Annotated in this window: 14 protein-coding genes; 7 read left to right on the forward strand and 7 right to left on the reverse strand. The window is 70.3% G+C overall.

Annotated features, from left to right (window positions below; genetic code table 11):
- Nucleotides 1–30: 30 nt before the first annotated feature.
- The gene (locus ABZV91_RS03440; protein WP_355234730.1) at nucleotides 31–1,299 is read right to left on the reverse strand and encodes a cytochrome P450; all 1,269 of its coding nucleotides are present in this window, start codon (nucleotides 1,297–1,299) and stop codon (nucleotides 31–33) included.
- A 60-nt stretch (nucleotides 1,300–1,359) separates the two neighbouring features.
- Nucleotides 1,360–3,039 carry a dihydroxy-acid dehydratase gene (gene ilvD / locus ABZV91_RS03445; RefSeq protein ID WP_355234919.1) on the reverse strand — a complete coding sequence of 560 codons (1,680 nt, stop codon included), beginning with the start codon at nucleotides 3,037–3,039 and terminating at the stop codon, nucleotides 1,360–1,362.
- Between the two features lie 165 nt (nucleotides 3,040–3,204).
- Between ilvD and ABZV91_RS03450 the strand changes: the two genes are divergently transcribed.
- Nucleotides 3,205–3,531, forward strand: a complete 327-nt coding sequence (locus ABZV91_RS03450) for a nuclear transport factor 2 family protein (protein ID WP_355234733.1) — start codon at nucleotides 3,205–3,207, stop codon at nucleotides 3,529–3,531.
- Here the strand turns inward: ABZV91_RS03450 and ABZV91_RS03455 are convergent.
- On the reverse strand, nucleotides 3,477–3,989 hold the full coding sequence (locus ABZV91_RS03455) for a MarR family transcriptional regulator (RefSeq protein ID WP_355234736.1): 513 nt from the start codon (nucleotides 3,987–3,989) through the stop codon (nucleotides 3,477–3,479). The two genes, ABZV91_RS03450 and ABZV91_RS03455, sit on opposite strands and share 55 nt — an antisense overlap.
- A 64-nt stretch (nucleotides 3,990–4,053) precedes the next feature.
- Between ABZV91_RS03455 and ABZV91_RS03460 the strand changes: the two genes are divergently transcribed.
- Both ABZV91_RS03460 and ABZV91_RS03465 read left to right on the forward strand, forming a co-directional pair.
- Entirely contained in the window at nucleotides 4,054–4,806 is a 753-nt protein-coding gene (locus ABZV91_RS03460; RefSeq protein WP_355234739.1) for an SDR family NAD(P)-dependent oxidoreductase, read from the forward strand.
- Between the two features lie 75 nt (nucleotides 4,807–4,881).
- Nucleotides 4,882–5,484, forward strand: a complete 603-nt coding sequence (locus ABZV91_RS03465) for a chloramphenicol phosphotransferase (RefSeq protein WP_355234742.1) — start codon at nucleotides 4,882–4,884, stop codon at nucleotides 5,482–5,484.
- A 9-nt stretch (nucleotides 5,485–5,493) separates the two neighbouring features.
- Here ABZV91_RS03465 and ABZV91_RS03470 read toward each other — a convergent pair whose 3' ends face one another.
- Together ABZV91_RS03470 and ABZV91_RS03475 are read right to left on the reverse strand one after the other, a co-directional pair.
- Nucleotides 5,494–6,273 (reverse strand): alpha/beta fold hydrolase, encoded by a 780-nt coding sequence (locus tag ABZV91_RS03470; protein WP_355234745.1) that lies wholly within the window; start codon nucleotides 6,271–6,273, stop codon nucleotides 5,494–5,496.
- A 159-nt stretch (nucleotides 6,274–6,432) separates the two neighbouring features.
- Entirely contained in the window at nucleotides 6,433–6,981 is a 549-nt protein-coding gene (locus ABZV91_RS03475; RefSeq protein WP_355234748.1) for a YceI family protein, read from the reverse strand.
- Between the two features lie 101 nt (nucleotides 6,982–7,082).
- On the opposite strand from ABZV91_RS03475, the gene ABZV91_RS03480 reads away from it, so the two are divergent.
- Nucleotides 7,083–7,919 carry a helix-turn-helix transcriptional regulator gene (locus ABZV91_RS03480; protein ID WP_355234751.1) on the forward strand — a complete coding sequence of 279 codons (837 nt, stop codon included), beginning with the start codon at nucleotides 7,083–7,085 and terminating at the stop codon, nucleotides 7,917–7,919.
- A 412-nt stretch (nucleotides 7,920–8,331) separates the two neighbouring features.
- Nucleotides 8,332–10,536, forward strand: coding sequence for an RNA polymerase recycling motor ATPase HelR (helR, locus tag ABZV91_RS03485; protein ID WP_355234754.1), 2,205 nt, complete (start codon nucleotides 8,332–8,334; stop codon nucleotides 10,534–10,536).
- A 25-nt stretch (nucleotides 10,537–10,561) separates the two neighbouring features.
- On the opposite strand, the gene ABZV91_RS03490 is transcribed toward helR, so the two are convergent.
- Nucleotides 10,562–11,212, reverse strand: a complete 651-nt coding sequence (locus ABZV91_RS03490) for a class I SAM-dependent methyltransferase (RefSeq protein ID WP_355234757.1) — start codon at nucleotides 11,210–11,212, stop codon at nucleotides 10,562–10,564.
- Between the two features lie 222 nt (nucleotides 11,213–11,434).
- On the opposite strand from ABZV91_RS03490, the gene ABZV91_RS03495 reads away from it, so the two are divergent.
- On the forward strand, nucleotides 11,435–14,707 hold the full coding sequence (locus ABZV91_RS03495; protein WP_355234760.1) for an arabinosyltransferase domain-containing protein: 3,273 nt from the start codon (nucleotides 11,435–11,437) through the stop codon (nucleotides 14,705–14,707).
- 218 nt (nucleotides 14,708–14,925) lie between these two features.
- Nucleotides 14,926–16,089 carry a lipase family protein gene (locus tag ABZV91_RS03500; protein ID WP_355234921.1) on the forward strand — a complete coding sequence of 388 codons (1,164 nt, stop codon included), beginning with the start codon at nucleotides 14,926–14,928 and terminating at the stop codon, nucleotides 16,087–16,089.
- A gap of 209 nt (nucleotides 16,090–16,298) precedes the next feature.
- Here the strand turns inward: ABZV91_RS03500 and ABZV91_RS03505 are convergent, their stop codons facing one another.
- Nucleotides 16,299–16,529 carry an MbtH family protein gene (locus tag ABZV91_RS03505; RefSeq protein ID WP_355234763.1) on the reverse strand — a complete coding sequence of 77 codons (231 nt, stop codon included), beginning with the start codon at nucleotides 16,527–16,529 and terminating at the stop codon, nucleotides 16,299–16,301.
- Nucleotides 16,530–16,548 lie beyond the last annotated feature (19 nt).

Here is a 16,548-nt window from a genome sequence, read left to right on the forward strand (position 1 = left end):
CGAGCGGCTGTTTGCGGCGCGAAGCGGTCGTCAGCGGGAACGTGGTCCGGCGCTGACAGGCAAGGCGGTCAGGCCGTGCAATGCCAGGCCCTTCCGCGCCACCGCCGGTCCCGCCTGCGTCAGCCCCGGATAGGCGCGCAGGAGCGCGGGAAAGGCGAGCTGGGCTTCCAGCCTGGCCAGCGGCGCGCCCAGACAGTAGTGCACGCCGCCGCCGAACGACAGCGACGGTTCGCCCGCCCGGTCCAGGAGCAGTGCGTCCGGTTCGGCGAACACCTCGGGATCCCGATTGGCCGCGCCCAGCAGCAGGACAACGCGCTGCCCGGCGGGCAGCGTCACATCACCGACGTGCAGGTCCTCCGGTGCGGTGCGGGAGGTGAGTAGCTGCACCGGTGAGTCGTACCGCAGCAACTCCTCCGTCGCCGTACCGGCCAGCTCGGGATTCTCCCGCAGCAACGCCGCCTGGTCCGGGTGCGCGAGCAGCGCGACCAGACCGTTGGCGAGCAACCCGGTGGTGGTCTCGAAGCCCGCGGCGAACAGCAGGGCCGCCATGGTGATCAGTTCGTCGTCGTCCAGGCGGGCGCCGTCGGCGGCCGGGGCGACGAGGGCCGACAGCAGGTCGTCGCGCGGTTCCCGGCGCCGCCGCGCGGCCAGATCGCGCAGATAGTCGCTGATCTCGGTGGCCGCGTCGTCGGCTTTCGCGACGCCGGGACCGTCCAGGAGGTCGAGCACCCCCGCCCAGTCCCGTACCAGCGGCTGGAACCGGAGCCGATCGGCTTCGGGCACTCCGAGCAGTTCGCCGATCACGGTGACCGGCAACGGGAATGCGAAGGCGTCGACGAAATCGACCGGATCCGAGCCGGCCAGATCGCCGAGCAGCCGGTCGACGGTGCGGGCGATCGCCCGGCGCAGCCCCGCCACCCGCCGCGCGGTGAAGGCGCCGGAGACCAGCCGGCGCAGCCGGGTGTGATCGGGTGGGTTGCGCACCAGCATGCTGGTGAACATGAGGCGCAGGCCCGGGTGGGCGCGCCAGTCGGCGAATCCGGCCGCGGCGAGCCCTTGTTCCGGACGCTTCACCAGCCGATGGTCGCGCACCAGAGTGGTGGCGAGCCGGTAGCCGCTGACCACGAGTGTGCCGTCCGGAGCGTATGCGGCGGGACCGAGTTCACGCAGTTCCCGGTACAGCGGATAGGGGTCGTCCTGTCCGGCCGGGGTGGTGAGCGCGGACATCAGTCCGCCCACTGTGTTCGCGCTCTTCGCCGTCATGGTCACCCCCGGTTCGTGGTGTCTCGGAGCGTCCACGACGAGCCTACTCCCGGTCGCGTCGACCACATCGCGGTGCCGACCGAATCTGCCGGGGGCTCAATCGCATACGGCACCGTTCGAGGCCGAACCCACCAGGCGCGCGTACTTGGCGAGCACCCCGCGGGTGTAGCGGGGCGGCAGCGGCGCCCAGCCCTCACCGCGGCCGGTGAGAGTCGCCGGATCCACGAGCAGGTCCAAGGTCCCCGCGCCGACATCGAGCCGGATACGGTCGCCGTCCCGGACGAACGCGATCGGGCCACCGTCGACAGCCTCCGGGGCCACATGGCCGACACACAGACCGGTGGTACCGCCGGAGAACCGACCGTCGGTCAGCAGCAGGACATCCTTGCCGAGGCCGGCGCCCTTGATCGCCGCCGTGATGGCCAGCATCTCCCGCATTCCCGGACCCCCCTTGGGGCCCTCGTAGCGGATGACCACCACATCACCGGCCGAGATGGTCCCGTCCTCCAGGGCGTCCATCGCGGCCCGTTCCCGGTCGAAAACCCGCGCGGTGCCCTCGAATACATCGGATTCGAACCCGGCCGATTTGACCACGGCGCCGCCGGGCGCGAGCGAACCGCGCAGAATCGTGATACCGCCGGTCGGATGAATGGGCGCCGACAGCGCGCGCAACACTTTGCCGTCCGGATCGGGCGGCGCGATATCGGCCAGGTTCTCGGCGACCGTCCGGCCGGTGACGGTGAGACAGTCGCCGTGCAGGAGCCCGGCATCCAGGAGCGCCTTCATCAGCACCGGCACACCGCCCACCCGGTCGATATCGGTCATCACGTGCCGGCCGAACGGTTTCACATCGGCCAGATGCGGAACGCGCCGCCCGACCCGGGCGAAATCGTCGAGGCTCAGCGCCACCCCGGCCTCGTGCGCGATCGCCAGCAGATGGAGTACGGCATTGGTGGATCCGCCGAAGGCCATGACCACCGCGATGGCGTTCTCGAACGCCTCCTGCGTCAGGATATCGGCGGTGGTGATCCCGCGCCGGATCAGTTCGACCACGGCCTGCCCACTGCGCCGGGCATAGCCGTCGCGCCGGCGATCGGTGGCCGGCGGCGCCGCGCTGCCGGGCAGCGACATCCCCAGCGCTTCGGCCGCGCTCGCCATGGTGTTCGCGGTGTACATCCCGCCGCAGGCGCCCTCACCGGGGCAGATGGCCCGCTCGATCGCGTCCACGTCGGCACGGCTCATGAGGCCGCGCGAACAGGCGCCCACCGCCTCGAAGGCGTCGATGATGGTCACCTCCCGTTCGCTGCCGTCGGACAGTTTCGCGATACCGGGCAGGATGGATCCGGCGTAGAGGAACACGCTCGCCAGGTTCAGCCGGGCCGCGGCCATGAGCATGCCGGGCAGCGATTTGTCGCAGCCGGCGAGCAGCACCGACCCGTCCAGCCGTTCGGCCTGCATCACGGTTTCCACGCTGTCCGCGATCACCTCACGCGAGACCAGGGAGAAGTGCATTCCCTCGTGGCCCATCGAGATACCGTCGGAGACGGAGATGGTGCCGAATTGCATCGGGAAACCACCGGCGGCGAACACGCCGTCCTTGCATCCGCCGGCGAGCCGGTCGAGCGACAGATTGCACGGCGTGATCTCGTTCCACGAGGAGGCCACGCCGATCTGGGCCTTACCCCAGTCGTCGTCGCCCATACCGACCGCACGCAGCATGCCGCGGGCCGCGGTCTTCTCCAGTCCGTCGGTCACATCGCGACTGCGCGGTTTCATATCGGGAGCATTCGGTTCGGAAGCCACGGGGCCATCATCCTCCTACGGCCTCGGAACATCACCGGGCCACGCCCGTCTTCGCCGTGCGGGCGCCGTGGCGGCCGGCCGCCGAGGCACGGGCCCACGATGATGACGCCGGAACCGCACGGCGAAAAGAGCTGGTGGATGGGTGTGCAGATAACGGAACCGGTGGTGCGGGTGGTCGCCGCGATCGACGACAGTGATACGGACGCCTTCGTGGAGGCCTTCACCGACGACGGTCCGGTCGACGACTGGGGCCGCGTCCTGCGCGGGTCCGACGGCGTCCGCGGCTGGGCGGAGTCGGATGCCATCGGCGCCGGCGCCCGGATGACCGTGGTCGCGGCGGCCACGGAGCAGAACACGACGCATCTGCGCTTCGACTGGCGCAGCCGTGTCTTCAACGGTGAGTCGGAGGCCTATGTGATCGTCGTGGACGGCAAGATCGTGTCCTTCCGGATCCCCCGCGCCTGACCTGTCCTCATCGCGCCGGGGTCCGCGGTCGGCCCGGGCACGTCGATCAGATTCGCCAGCTCGTCGAGCAGCTCGATCAGTCGGCGGCGCCGGTCCGGCGACAGGTGGGGCAGTTCGCTGCCGAGCGCGTGATCGATCGGCGCGCGACCCCGGGCCCGGAAGACGTCCTCGGTCACCCCCGGTTCGACGGTGACCAGCACATGCCGGCCGTCGTCGGGATCCGGCGCCGTCGTCAGCAGCTGTTGCTCACGGAACCGGGCGACGATCCGTGATACCAGGCTCTGGGTGATGGCCGTCCGCTCGGTGATATCGCGAATCGACGAGCCGGGGTGCAGCGCGACGTCCTCGAGGACGGCGTATTCGCTCGGTGGTATCCGGCGACGGCCGGTATTTCCCGTCGCGACGAACGCGATCGACCGCAGGCGCCGGGCGAGCAGGTGCAGGGCCGGCCTGGACACCCACGTCGGCCTGCCCCGCCTGCGCCGGCGGCCCACCCTGCCCGCCGTCGCGGGCGGGCGGACCGTGCTGATCACGGGCGCGTCCTCGGGTATCGGCCGGGCCACGGCCGTCCGGCTCGGCGCGGCGGGCGCCCGGGTCGCCCTCGTCGCGCGACGGGCCACAGAACTCGAACAGGTGGCCGCGGAGATCCGCGCCGAGGGCGGAACGGCCACCGTCCACCCCTGCGACTTGAACGATTTCGCCGCGCTGGACACCGCGGTCGCCGCGGTGCTGGCCGAGTACGGGGGCGTGGACATCCTGATCAACAATGCGGGCCGGTCCATCCGGCGGCGGCTCGACGAATCCTATGAACGCTTCCACGATTTCGAGCGCACCATGCGGCTGAACTATTTCGCGGCCCTGCGGCTGATGCTCGCGGTACTACCGGGTATGCGCGAACGGCAGGCGGGACATATCGTCAACATCCTGTCGGTGGCGAATCTCTTCGGCGGTCCGGGCTACAGCGCCTATGTCGCGTCGAAAGCGGCGCTGGATTCGCTCGCCGCCGGTCTGCACGCCGAAACCCTGCCCGACGACGTCCATTTCAGCTCGGTGTACATGCCGTTGGTGCGCACCCCGATGATCGCGCCCAATGCCCGGTACCGCGATACCGCGGCGCTGACGCCGGAGCAGGGCGCGCAGATCGTCTGCCGCACCCTGACCGACCGGCCGCGGCACGTCGGACCGCTCCTCGGCCGGATCGCCGCCCTCGTCGACATCGCGTCCCCGGAGCGTTCGCTGACGGGGCGCAGCGCCCGGTTCGCGCGGGGCATGTGACCTCGGCCCGGTGACATCACGGGCCCGTCGTGACTTTCCCCGTACTGTCCGGGAAGCCACGATTATCGTGGCCGGATGCGCAATGCCGACTTCCCCTGCCGGGTCGTCTTCCTCAACGGCACCTCGAGCTCCGGTAAGACGACGCTGGCCCGGGCCATCCAGGACGAGAGCGATATCCCGTTCGTCTATTGGGGAATCGACACGCTGTTCGGGTTGGTCCCTCCGAACTGGGGTGGAGGACGGGACGGCCCCCGGAGCCGTGACGGCTTCTGGTACGACCGCACGGGCCGGGACCCGGACGGCCGGCCGTCGGTGGTCATCCGCTACGGCCCCGTGGGGCGGCGGATGTTGCGCTCGGCGTGTATCGCGGCCGCCGCCTTCGCACACGGCGGGGATCATCTCGTCGTCGACGAGATGTTGTTGACCCCGGACCTGTTACCGATGTGGCTGGACGCCCTGTCCGGTCTCGAAGTCCAGCTGGTCGGCGTCACCTGTCCACCGGCTGTCGCCGACCGGCGCGAGCTGGCTCGCGGCCACCCGGTCGGGCTGGCACGGGGCCATCTGACCTCGGTCCACGAGCATGGTCACCCCTACGACACGGTGGTGGACACCACCACGGGAACCCCGGCTGAACTGGCCCGCGCCATGCTGCGCCGGGAGCGGCGCGTACTCGGGTGATCCCGGACCTCAGGTCCTCGGAGAACCGCCGGAAGCAAGAACCGGGGCGATGAGATCCGCGATCTGCCGCTCGTGTTCGTCGAGATAGAAATGGCCGCCCGGGAACAGTCGGACGGCGAAGTCGCCGCGCGTATGATCGCGCCACCGCGCCAGCTGCTCCGAGGTCGTGGTGGGATCCGAGCGCCCGAGCAGCGCGACGATATCGCAGCGCAACCGCTCGCCCTCCTGGTATCGGTACGTTTCGACCGCCCGGTAGTCGTTGCGCACCGCGGGCAGGACCATCTCGGCGAGCGCGGGCTCGTCGCGCAGGATCGTGACGGTGGCCGGATCGTTGGCGAGCCGCTCGAGCTCATCGATCAGGTCGGCGTCGGTCCCGCGGTGCAGGGTGCCCCGGTCGGCGAACGTGGGGTCCGGGCGGCCGGAGACGAACAGCGCCGCGACGGTCCGCCCGCGGGCCTCGAGCCGCCGGGCCGTTTCGAACGCGACCGTGGCGCCCATGCTGTGCCCGAAGAGCACCGGGCTCCCGGGAATTCGAGCTTCGGTGGCTGCGGCGATATGGTCGGCGAGGGCGGTGATCGAGGTGACGAACTCCTCGGCGATCCGGTTCTGGCGCCCCGGATACTGCACCGCGTAGACCGCCGGCCCCGCCCCGATACTCGCCGCGAGGCCCCGGTAGCTCGTGGCCGAACCGCCGCCGGGCGGGAAGCAGACCAACGCCGGCTGCCCGGCGTGGCCCGCTTGCAGTTCACGTAGCCAGCGCTCCTGCTCGCCACCGCTCGGTATCGACATCACCCTCCCGCTCGCCACGGATGCCCGCGGACATCATCAGAACCGGTCCGTGTCGAGCGTCCCACAGCGAAGGGAAAGGGGGGCACCGGGACACCGCGCGGGAGTCGCGGCGTGCCGGACGCTCGCCGCCCCGGCGCGGCGGCACCGCGGCGGGCGGACCTACTCCGGCTCGATGAGCTGGATCTCCAGCTCGATCTTGACCGCGTCGCTCAGCATCCCGGGCAACGGTCCACCGACACCGAACTCCGTGCGTTTGATGGTGCCGGTCGCGGAGAACCCCGCGTGCCGTTCACCGTTGGGACCGAAATCGCCGACGCCACCCCATTCCACGTCCAGCGTGACCGGCCGGGTGACCCCACCCAGCGTGGCCTCACCCGCGACGGCGAACGATTCGGCGATGAGAACCGGTTCGACGGCCCGGAAGGTCAGGGTGGGGCGGTGGGCGACATCGAGGAAATCGGCGGTGAGCACATGGGCGTCCCGGTCGGGGTTGCCGGTATCGAAGGAGTCGAGGTGAACCGTCGCGCCGAGAGTCGCGGCGCCGGACTCGTCCACGACGAACTCCGTCTCGAAGCGGGTGAAGCCCCCGCGCACCTTGGCGATGCCGAGATGCCGCACGGTGAAGGCGATCGAGGAGTGCGCGGTGTCGAGCGCCCAGGCCCCTGGACGCAGCGTGGTGGTACTGGTGGTTTCCGGTGGTGTGGTCATACCATCGACCATCGCCGGACCCGGGTCCGGTTACCAGACCCCCGTTATCCTGGACCTGACAAGGCGCGGCTGCGCGGGCCGGAACGGGGCACGATGGTCCTATGACCCGAAGCGCATTCGCGGAGTTCCTGGTCAGACGCCGCGCCGAACTGCGACCCAGCGATTTCGGACTGCCCGCGGGCGGCCGCCGCCGCACTCCGGGGCTGCGGCGCGAGGAGGTGGCCGTCCGTGCGGGCGTCAGCGCCGACTATCTGGCCCGGCTCGAACAGGGCCGGGATACCAATCCCTCCATCGCGGTCGTGGAAGCGCTGGCCACCGCTCTGCTGCTCGACGAGCGAGAGCGCAGCACCTTCGGCTGGCTCGCGTTGACCAGCGGCAACGAATCGCGGTGCCCGGAGCCCACCGACGAGCAGGACCAGGTTCCCGAGACGATCGAGGCGGTGTTGCGCGCCTTGGCGCCCACCGCGGCGTTCGTCCTGGGCAGGCGCCTGAACGTGTTGAGCTGGAATGCGGCCTGGGAGGATTTCGTCACACCGCTGGGTCTGCTGGACGACCGGGACGCGGTGAATCTCGCCCGGTACGTCTACGGGCATCCGATGGCACGGAAAACTCTGCGCAACTGGGCCGAGGCCGCCGATACCTTCGCCGAGACCCTGCGCCGCGCGAGTCTGCGCTGGCCCGGTGACGCCGGTCTGCGGGAAACCATCGATGCCCTGCACAGGATTCCCGAGTTCGCGGCGCGCTGGCGGCCGCAGGGCCCGGGCCGTCCGATGACGCCGACCCTGCGGTTCGACCACCCGCACCTGGGTGCGGTCGACGTCCCGTTCGAGACGCTGGAGAGCGGTCAGGAGCAGAGCGTGGTGGTCTGGCTGGTCGCCCGCGCGCCCGCCGCCGGTCAGACACTGCGCCTGGTCCCACCGCGAGCTGCCGGGCAGTAGTTCGCGGGGCGGGCGCATCCGGGCCGCACCCGTGGCGGCCACCGGCGCGCCGTGCCGAGGATGCGACCGCGCGCCCGCCGCTGGGGCAGGTTCGGAATGCGCCGGGCGGGCCGCGGTCCAGGTGGCGCGGTGGAGACCACTGTTGTCACCGGCACCGCGGAGGCACCGGTAGACCGTGGCTGTCGGGGCGAAGGAACCCGGGGATCGATTTCGGGGTACGGGCTCATCGGAATCGCGGCACAGGTAGCGCGGCCAACCGAAGAGACCATTCCCGTCCCTTCCACCATCAACCTATAGCGCACCCCGGGCCTTGCGGCAAGGCCCGGGTGATGCCGCAGAATCGTCCGGTCGGTAGCCGGGACGGGCCCCGGCCGCCGCGAAAAGCAGCGATCGTCGAATGAAGTGAGGGCAGATGGCGGAGCAGGGGTACGCAGACGAGCTGCAATCCGAACGGACCTATGTGGACGGGCTCTACGCGCGGCTCGATGCCGAGCGGACCCGGGCGAAGGGGCGGTACCACGCGGCGCTGCGCGGGACCGGTACGACACTGCTGGACCGTGATGCCGAGGCCCGGGCGCTGGCCCGAGAGGTGAAGCGACTGGACGTGGCCGACAACACACTGTGTTTCGGCCGGTTGGATTCGGTGGCGGGCGAGGTCTCCTATATCGGCCGGATCGGCCTGTACGACGAAACGAACGAGTACGAGCCGGTGTTGCTGGATTGGCGGGCGCCGGCCGCGCGCCCGTTCTATGTCGCGACCGCGGCCAGCCCGGAGAACATGCGGCGGCGCCGCCAGTTCCACTCCCGCGGGCGGCGGCTGGTCGAATTCACCGACGAGGTGCTGGGACGTCCCGAGGACGGCGACCGCGGTGACGCCGCGCTGCTGGCGGCGGTCGCCGCGCCGCGGGGGGAGGGGATGCGCGATATCGTCGCCACGATCCAGGCCGAACAGGATGAGATCATCCGGTTGGACCACCCCGGCGTCCTGGTGATCGAGGGCGGCCCGGGTACCGGGAAAACCGTGGTCGCGTTGCACCGGGTCGCGTATCTCCTGTACACGCAGCGAGAACGGATAGCGCGCCACGGAGTACTTGTGGTCGGGCCCAACCCGGCCTTCCTGAACCACATCGGCCGGGTGCTGCCCTCGCTCGGCGAATCCGATGTGGTCTTCACGACCACCGGTGATCTGGTACCCGGCCTGCGGGTGAGGGCCGAGGACGCGCCGGAGGTGGCGCGGATCAAGGGCTCGCTGCGGATCCTGGAGGTGCTGGCCGCGGCGATCGCGGACCGGCAGCAGCTACCGGAACAACCGCTGCCGATCGAACTGGCGGATGTGACGGTGCGCATCGATTCCGGCACCGCCGAATGGGCCCGGGAGGAGGCGCGAGCGAGCGAACTGCCACACAACGAGGCCCGGGCGGTGTTCCGCGAGATCGTCACCTACGTGCTCACCGAGCGGGCGATCGGCCGGATCGGCCGGGGGTGGCTGACGCGCGCCGACAAGGAGGCCTGGGAGGATCTGCGCACGGATCTGATCGCCGAACTCGCGGACAACCCGGCCTTCACCGCGGCTCTCGATCTGTTGTGGCCGGTCCTGACTCCGCAAGACCTGCTGTCGTCGCTGTACTCCTCCCCCGAGCGGCTGCGCGCGGCAGGAGCCGACCCGGCCCTGTTCCGCGCCGCGGGCGCGGCCTGGACCGTCTCGGACGTGCCGCTGCTGGACGAACTGGCCGACCTGCTGGGTGGGAGCGAGCCGGACGCGCGAGCCGCCGAGCAGGAGCGCCGGGCCGAGGCGGAGTACGCCGCGGGCGTGCTGGACATCATGATCGACCGCACGGACATGATGGACGACGAGGATCACCTGTTCGCGCAGGATCTGCTCTACGCGGAGGATCTGGCGGATCGGTTTCTCGAACGCGATACCCGCGAACTGGTCGAACGCGCTACCGCCGACCGGAACTGGACCTACCGGCACGTGGTGGTCGACGAGGCCCAAGAACTGTCCGAAATGGACTGGCGGGTGCTGATGCGGCGCTGCCCGGGCCGGTCCTTCACGATCGTCGGCGATCTCGCGCAACGCCGGTCGGCGGCGGGTGCCCGGTCCTGGGATTCGGTACTGCGGCCGTACGTACCGGGCCGGTGGGTGTACCGGTCGCTCACGGTGAACTACCGCACCCCCGCGGAGATCATGAGCGTCGCCGCCGCGGTACTGGCCGAGTTCGCGCCCGGGATCGAACCACCGGAGTCGGTGCGCGCCTGCGGTGTCCGGCCGTGGGCCCGGCAGGTGACCGAGGCCGGGCTACCGGCCGCCGTGGCCGAGTTCGTCGCCGCGGAAGCGGACCGCGAGGGCACCAGCGTCGTGATCGGCCCACCGGATGTGCCGGGTACGGTCGCCGCGTCGGAGACGAAGGGTCTCGAGTTCGACGCCGTGCTGGTCGTGGAGCCGGAACGGATCCTCGCCGACGGACCGCGGGGCGCGGCCGAACTGTATGTGGCCCTCACCCGGGCCACCCAGCGGCTCGGCGTCCTGCACCGGCAGCCGCTGCCGTCGGCGCTGCAGGGACTCACCGACGCGGGGACGCCGGTCCCGGCCGGGGCCCCGGCGGCCGGGCGGTGACCGCCCGAATACGCGGCCGCACCGCTCATTCGCCCGCGGGGGCGTCGTAGACCAGGGTGTATCGCCAGAACAGCCGGCGCCTGATCCGCGCACCGGGTAGTTCGGCGGCGACCGCGGCACGGATCTCGGCCAGCGTCTCCCGCGGATCGGCCACCGGCGCCGACATATGCGCAGGCGGCGTATCGGCCGGAGCGGGGTGCCGGATCAGCCCCAGCACGGGATTGGCCACCAGGGCGGGCAGCGCGGCCACCGCGTCGACGAAACCCGCCGCACGGAAACAACCGACGACCACCAACCGCCCGCCCGGGGCGAGACAGTCCCGCACATCCCGCAGAGTCGAGACCAGCGGAAGGTGGTGCAGCACCGCGACCAGAGTGACCGCGTCCCAGCGTCGACTCGGCGCCCGGTCGGCGAAACCGGCCTGGATCACCCGCACCGCCGGGTCGCCGGCGAACCGGCGCGCCGCGATCCCGGCGGTCGCGGCGTCGGATTCGAGCGCGGTGACCGTCAGGCCGCGATCGCGCAGCAGGGCGGCGAGATTACCGGTCCCGCAGCCGATATCCAGGACGTCACGGGCTCCCGACGCGACCACTCGGGCGGCGACCCAGCGGCCGTAATGGTCGTTGTGACTCCACGGATGACGCCGGTTGAACCGGTCGAGTCCAGACAACAGCATCACCGCATTCTGCCGCCCGAGCCACCCCGCCGCCGAAGCCCGCGGGCCGAACCGACCACCACCCGGATGCGCCGCCCGGTGTGCCCCGCGTCCCGGTCCCTGACACACGGACGACGTCCTCGCTGTTCACACGGCCGGCGGGATTCGCGCGCCTGAGCGCGGGCTGAGAATCCCACGCCCGATTCCTCCGGTTACGAATGCGTCACGATACGATCGCGCCCCGTGACGGACACCATGGTGCGGGCGGACGAGGCGCCCACGGGCGAGCAACCACCACCATCAGGGCCGGCACGCGGCAGACGGGCGAAGTGGATCGCCCTGGTCGCCGGGCTGTTCGCGACGGTGCTCGCGCTCTCGGTGCCGCTGCTTCCGGTCGAGGTGGACACGACGACTCTCAGCTGGCCACAGCAGGATTCGACCCGCAGTATCACCGCCCCTCTGGTGTCCTACGCACCGCTCACCTTCGATGTGACCGTCCCCGGCGCGGCACTGGACCAGCTGGCCGATACCGGCGGGCTGGTCGCGGCGACCATGCCCGCGAGTGCGCCCGACCTCGACAAATACGGCTTCGTCGCCCGGGTACAGCCCGCGCAGGACGGCAGGCCGGCCCGCCTCGAGGTGGTACTGCGCAGTCAGTCGATGTTCAGCGTGCCGCTCGATCGACTCCACGAGGCCACGCTGACAGTGCGTTCCGACAGTGCCGCGACCACGGCCGAACTGACCGGTACCGACACCGAACCGCTCTTTCTGGCCGGGGACTTCCGGCCCCAGGTGGTGGGGGTGTTCAGCGATCTGACGAGTGCGGCCGGTGCCAGTGTCGACGTGGAGGTCGACAGCCGATTCTCGGTCACCCCGACCCTCGCCAAACGCGCCGCGACGGTGCTGGCGGTGATACTCACGGCCGTCGCGCTGGCGGCACTGCTGCGGCTCGACCGGTCCGACGGGCGCCGGTTACGGTGTCGGGTACCGCGACGCTGGCGCACCTTCACCGGGATCGACGCGGGTGTCCTCGCCACCTTGGTGCTGTGGCATTTCATCGGTTCCACCACCTCCGACGACGGCTACCAGTTCGGAATGGCCCGCACCTCGCTGGTCTCGGGCTATATGGCCAACTACTTCCGGTTCTTCGGGGTGCCGGAGAATCCGGTCGGCACGCCGCCCTACGACGTGATCGCGCAGATGACCGAGATCAGCGTCGCCAGTCCGTGGGTGCGTCTGCCCACTCTGCTGGCCGGTGTCCTCGCGTGGCTCACCCTGAGCCGTGAGGTGATCCCACGGCTGGGCGCCGGGCTGCGCCGCGACCGCATTGTGGTCGGCACCGGTGCCCTGGGGTTCCTGGCCATCTGGCTGCCCTACAACAACGGGCTGCGACCGGAACCGGTGATCGCTGTCGCCGTCCTGCTCACCTGGGTCTCCGTCGAACACGCCATCGCGAGCAGACGCCTGTTCCCGTATGCGATCGCGATCATGATCGCGGCGTTCAGTCTCACCGCGGCGCCCTCCGGGGTGATCTGTTTCGCCCCGCTGGCGGCCGGCGCCCGCTCGGTGGTGCGGTTCGGTATCCGGCGGGCCCGCGCGCTGTCGGCGGAGACCGCGTGCCGGGGTTCCGAGCGCCATTGGCCCGCCCGCGTTTTCGCCTACAGCGCACTGCTGGCCCCGCTGGCCGCGGCCGGAACCCTGGTGCTGGTGTTCGCCTTCGGGGTCCAACCACTGTCGGCGATGTTCGAGATGACCCGGGTGCACAACGCGGTCGGCCCCTCGGTGCCCTGGTTCGACGACTACCAGGCCTATCAGCGGCTGTTCACCGCCACCGCCGACGGCTCGATCGGACGCCGTTTCGGTGTCGTCGCGATGTGGCTCGGGCTGCTGGTGTGTGCCTTCGTCCTGCTGCGCAAGGGCGGGCGTATCCCGTCCGTCACGTCGGGGCCGGCGAAACGCCTGCTCGGCATCACCTTCGGGGCGATGCTGCTGATGGCGACCGTCCCCACGAAATTCACTCACCACAACGGTGTCTTCGCCGGCCTGGCCGGCGCTGTCGCCGTGGTCACTGCGGTGGCGGTGGGCCCGAAGGTGATGCGGGCACCGCGGTACCGCGCGCTGTTCGCCGCCATCGTGGCGATCGCGCTGGCGCAGATCTTCACCGGCGTCAACAAGTGGTTCTACGCGTCCGGCCACGGTATCCCGTGGTGGGATACGGCTCCGGCGATCGGCGGTGTCGGGCTGAGCGAGATATGCCTGACCGTCGCCGTGGCGTGCCTGGCACTCGCCGGATGGTGGCATCTGCGGGCACCGGAACCCGGTATCCCGCACCGGGTTTCACCGCGGGCCTGGCGGCTGGCGAAGATTCCGCCGCTGACCGTCGCGGCCGCCGTGATCGTCCTCTTCCAGGTGGGTTCGTTCGCCACGGCGGCGGCCACCCAGTATCCGGCGTTCTCCCTGGCGCGCTCGAATGTCGATGCGGTGCTGGGGCAGCCGTGTGGACTGGCCGACGACGTGCTGGTCGAATCCGACCCGAACGCCTCGATGCTGCCGCCACTGAGCGGGGACGCCGCCGCCACCTTCGCGGCCGGCGCCGACGGCTTCGTCCCCGGCGGGGTCGCCGATGTCACCTCCGACGACGATCAGCCCGCGGACGACAACAGCCTCGCCGATGCCCTGAGCGATACCTCCGACGGTACTTCGGTCACCCAGACCGGCGGTGCGCCGCTGCCGTTCGGCTTGTCGACCACCACCCCCGTACTCGGTACCGCCGGTCAGCAGGAATCGGCAGAACTGACCACCGGCTGGTATCGGCTGCCGGATCCGGCCGACCGCACCGGGATCATGGCCATCACCGCGGCGGGCCGGTTCCGGGCAATCACCCAGGACGGCGATGTACTGCCGGGCCAGCCCGTCGATGTCGAGTACGGCGTCGCGGATCCGGAGTCCGGGGCCCGTTCGCTCGGGCAGGTGATCCCCATCGATATCGGCCCGACGCCGTCGTGGCGCAATCTGCGCGTGCCATTGGACGAGATCCCGGACCGAGCCGATCTGGTCCGCATCGTCGCGAAGGACAAAACCCTCGATCCCGAGCAGTGGATCGCATTGACCCCGCCGCGGATTCCGCAGACACGCACGCTCGACGAGCTGATCGGCTCCGAGCAGCCGGTCCTGCTCGACTGGGCGGTCGGCCTGCAATTCCCGTGCCAGCGCCCGTTCGACCACAAGGACGGTATCGCCCAGGCTCCCGGCTGGCGCATCCTGCCCGACCGTCCCGCCGCGAACACCACCAACCTCTGGCAACGCCACGACGGCGGCGGGCCGCTGGGTTGGACTCGCCAAATACTGCAATCACAGACCCTGGCCACCTATCTGAAGGACGACTGGAATCACGACTGGGGGCAGTTGCAGCGGCTGACACCCGTGGACGCCTCGGCCGGTCCGGCCGCGCCGCGCGTCACTCGGGAAACACATTCCGGGCTGTGGAGTCCCGGCCCGATCAACGTCGCCTGGTGACCGGGGCCGGGCCCGCGCGCGGGCCCGGCCCCGCCGCGGCGGCACCCGATCCGGGCGACGAACGACCGAGGTGCCCCGGAAGAAGACGCGACACAACAGGACTGGAATGCGCAAGTTCACGATTTCGCGTGAAAAATCGTGATACTTGTCGCGTGCAGATTCCGAGATCCGATCGAAATCTATTGGTGCGCGCCCTCGGCGCCGTACTCCTCGGCGGTATGGCCGTGGTTACCGTGATCGGCACGAGCCCGGCGGCGGCCGTGCCCATCTATCCCTTACCCGATCCCGATCCGTTTTATGCCGCGCCGCCCGATATTTCCGGAAAACCGCCCGGGGAGGTGCTGGAAACCCGGGCGATGCCGCCGCTGTCCATATTCCCCGGGACCACGGTGACCCTGGTGAAATTCCGTTCGGCCGATTCGAACGGCCGGCCGATCGCGGCGACCACCACCGTGCTGACCCCGCAGGGGCGCGCTCCCGGCGGACCGCTGCTGTCGTATCAGCACATCATCAACGGGCTCGGCACCCGCTGCGCGGTCTCCCGGGTGCTCTACACTTCCGACCCCACCTTGCAGGTCCGCGAGGCCGCGGCGTTGAACGCGGTGCTGGTCCGCGGCTGGAGCGTGACGCTGCCCGACCATCTCGGTCCGACGTCCGCCTACGGTGCGGCCCGGCTGGGCGGCCAGATCACCTTGGACGGTATCCGCGCGGTACGCGCGGCCGGCCTGGGCCTGCGTGACAGCCGCGTGGCCATGGCCGGTTACTCCGGCGGCGGTATGGCCACCGCCTGGGCGGCCGCGCTCGCCCCGGACTATGCGCCCGAACTGGATATCGCGGGGGCGGCGATCGGGGGTGTACCGATGAATCTGGTGCGGATGATCGAGGCCGTGAACACCGGCCCGCATCCGGCTTTCGGCCTCGTGATGGCGGCCGGGATCGGCCTCGAACGCGAATATCCGGACCGTTTCCCGATCAGCGAATCGATGAACTCACGAGGGCTGCTGACCCGTAACACGCTCGCGAACGGATGCGTCAACGAGATACTGGCCACCGGGGCCGGCCGCAGTGTGGCCGAATTCGCCAGCAGTATGTCGTTGGCGGACAGTCCGGACGCGCGCGGGGTGCTCGAGGAGAACAGCCTCGAATTGTTCGACGGTGTCCCCGATATACCTGTTTTCGAATGGCATTCGGCCAGCGATCCACTGATTCCGGTGGATTCCATCGTCCGCACGAACAAGCGATACTGCGCGGCCGGTGTACCACTACAGGCCGAACTCACCGTCTCGCCGGAACATCTGTCCGCGGCGGTCCTCGGCGTGCCCGCCGTGTTGACATGGCTCGAGGGCCGTTTCCGCGGCGACCCGGCGCCGTCGAACTGCTGAGCTGCGGCTCCGCCGCGGCCCGGTAGGCCGGCAGGCGACGGTGCCCCTCGGGTGCGGTTTCCGGGCGGTCCGATCCCGGACTCGACCGGAAACCGCATCCGTGCCGACCAGCACCCGGGCGAGGGCGCGGGCGAAGGCCGCCACCCCTTCGGACACGAGTAGGTCCGGCGGGAACAGCGTCCGGTACCCGAGCGGCCGCGCCGGATACGTCAGCGGGCGGTCGCGGTGGCCGGATCGTCCGCGTCGCGCACACCGCTCGGCCGCATATCCGTCCAGTTCCGCTCGACGTAGTCGACACAGGCGGTCCGGCTGCCCTCACCGAAGACGACGCGCCACCCGTGCGGCACCTCGGCGAAAGCCGGCCACAGGGAATGCTGGTTCTCATCATTGGCCAGTACGAAGAAGCGGCCGTCCTCGTCGTCGAACGGGTTCGCGCTCATATCATCCTCCCGGATCGTC

The sequence above is a fragment of the Nocardia sp. NPDC004568 genome (assembly GCF_040609955.1).
GTDB lineage: Bacteria > Actinomycetota > Actinomycetes > Mycobacteriales > Mycobacteriaceae > Nocardia.

Bases quoted from the DNA above. Each gene is read 5' to 3' on its own strand.
- ilvD (WP_355234919.1), bottom strand. From the start codon at position 3,039: ATGAAACCGCGCAGTCGCGATGTGACCGACGGACTGGAGAAGACCGCG.
- ABZV91_RS03450 (WP_355234733.1), top strand. From the start codon at position 3,205: ATGGGTGTGCAGATAACGGAACCGGTGGTGCGGGTGGTCGCCGCGATC.
- ABZV91_RS03465 (WP_355234742.1), top strand. From the start codon at position 4,882: ATGCGCAATGCCGACTTCCCCTGCCGGGTCGTCTTCCTCAACGGCACC.
- ABZV91_RS03470 (WP_355234745.1), bottom strand. From the start codon at position 6,273: ATGTCGATACCGAGCGGTGGCGAGCAGGAGCGCTGGCTACGTGAACTG.
- ABZV91_RS03475 (WP_355234748.1), bottom strand. From the start codon at position 6,981: ATGACCACACCACCGGAAACCACCAGTACCACCACGCTGCGTCCAGGG.
- ABZV91_RS03480 (WP_355234751.1), top strand. From the start codon at position 7,083: ATGACCCGAAGCGCATTCGCGGAGTTCCTGGTCAGACGCCGCGCCGAA.
- helR (WP_355234754.1), top strand. From the start codon at position 8,332: ATGGCGGAGCAGGGGTACGCAGACGAGCTGCAATCCGAACGGACCTAT.
- ABZV91_RS03490 (WP_355234757.1), bottom strand. From the start codon at position 11,212: ATGCTGTTGTCTGGACTCGACCGGTTCAACCGGCGTCATCCGTGGAGT.
- ABZV91_RS03500 (WP_355234921.1), top strand. From the start codon at position 14,926: ATGGCCGTGGTTACCGTGATCGGCACGAGCCCGGCGGCGGCCGTGCCC.
- ABZV91_RS03505 (WP_355234763.1), bottom strand. From the start codon at position 16,529: ATGAGCGCGAACCCGTTCGACGACGAGGACGGCCGCTTCTTCGTACTG.